General features: G+C 40.9%; 2 protein-coding genes. Both read left to right on the top strand.

Annotated elements, in window-relative coordinates; all coding sequences use genetic code 11:
• Positions 1-147 precede the first annotated feature (147 nt).
• Positions 148-507: a YraN family protein gene (locus DMZ48_RS18455; protein WP_143956654.1), complete on the top strand. Its 360-nt coding sequence runs from the start codon at positions 148-150 to the stop codon at positions 505-507.
• A 104-nt stretch (positions 508-611) separates the two neighbouring features.
• Complete coding sequence (locus DMZ48_RS18450) at positions 612-1,268, top strand: aspartate kinase (RefSeq protein WP_143956653.1); 657 nt, start codon at positions 612-614, stop codon at positions 1,266-1,268.
• Positions 1,269-1,498 lie beyond the last annotated feature (230 nt).

The raw sequence follows: 1,498 nt of genomic DNA, 5'->3' as shown, positions 1-1,498 counted from the left end.
CGCATTGCCTTTTCGGGATTCCTTTCGGGTCCGCTTCCCTTTGGGTCGCATTGCCTTGCTAATGTCACCAGTGTTACCAGTGTCACCAGGGTCACTAAAATAATTCCTTTTCTATAACATTAAGCTTTTATCTTATTGCCAAAAAATATGGCTAAGCATAATGAGTTTGGTAAGGAGGCAGAGGAATTGGCTTGTGGTCATTTGGTACAAAGCGGATTTGAAATTCTGGAACGAAATTTTCGGTTTGACAGGGCAGAAGTTGATGTCATTGCCAGGCATACAGATCATATCATAGGTGTCGAAGTAAAAGCAAGATCAACGGATTATTTTGGGGATCCGACGGACTTTGTATCGGATAAAAAAATTAAGCAATTAGTGAAGGCCATGAACCATTATATGGTGGAAAATGATCTGGATCTGGAAGTTCGGTTCGATATTATTGGAATCCTGAGCACAAATGATGGAATTGTTATAAAACATATACAAGATGCGTTTTATTTCTTTTAAATGTTTTATTTATAACAATTCGTTGAAATTTTTGTTTCTTGTCAAAAGATGTCCTATTTTTATCACAAACTTAAACAACCGAATTAACCAGCAATATTTTTTAAATGAAAACAATTTCTTCTGTAGTAGAAGGCTATATCAAATCAAAGCCGTTTTTACAGAGTGCTCTTGCTCAGGGCATTATCAACCTTACTTCTTTATCTAGAACGATCAAGCCGGATATTGAAGAGCAATTGGGTAAAGATGTTCGTAACGGTGCTATTGTAATGGCGTTGAAACGACTTTCGTCAGAACTGGAATTCAGAGCCACACATAAGATTCTTAAGGTGTTGAAAAATGTCGGGGAGATCACAGTGCGATCATCATTAACCGATTACACCTTTCTCGTTTCGGATTCGATTCTGAATAAACAGGCCCGCCTAATGCAGGAGATCAATAATCAGGATATCTTCTACACCTCCTCCAGAGGGGTGAATGAAACCAATATCGTAGTGAGTAATTCATTGAATGATCTCGTTGAAGAGATCTTTAAAGATGAAAAACTTACTCAAAAAGTTGAAAAGCTCTCCTCGATCAGCGTGAAATTGCCAGAGGAGAATGTGATCGTTCCAGGTATCTATTACTTCATTTTTCAGCGTCTCGCATGGGAAGGGATCATACTGAATGAAGTTATTTCCACCACGAATGAATTTACGATTATCGTAGGCGAAGACCAGATTGATAAGGCGTTTAAGGTTATTAAAGACTTGAAAAGCCTATAGGGAGTGACGTGCACCTGGCGGTGCTTAGTGTCGATCCTGATCGCTGGCGCGATCAGTTCTCTAGTGTCGCGGTTTGTTTTGCTGACGCAAAACTCCCTTGAGTGACCTTACTGCTCGCTTCCCTTTGGGGCGCATTGCCTTTTCGGGATTCCTTTCGGGCTCGCTTCCCTTTGGGTCGCATTGCTTTTGGGCTCGCTTCCCTTCGGGTCGCATTGCTTTTGGGCTCGCTT

The sequence above is a fragment of the Robertkochia solimangrovi genome (assembly GCF_007279655.1).
Taxonomy (GTDB): Bacteria; Bacteroidota; Bacteroidia; order Flavobacteriales; family Flavobacteriaceae; genus Robertkochia; species Robertkochia solimangrovi.
Note: the sequence above shows the minus strand (reverse complement) of the source record. Positions and strands in the feature narration are given on the sequence as shown.

Excerpts from the sequence above, each read along its gene's own strand:
- DMZ48_RS18455 (WP_143956654.1), top strand. The coding sequence starts at position 148 with ATGGCTAAGCATAATGAGTTTGGTAAGGAGGCAGAGGAATTGGCTTGT.
- DMZ48_RS18450 (WP_143956653.1), top strand. The coding sequence starts at position 612 with ATGAAAACAATTTCTTCTGTAGTAGAAGGCTATATCAAATCAAAGCCG.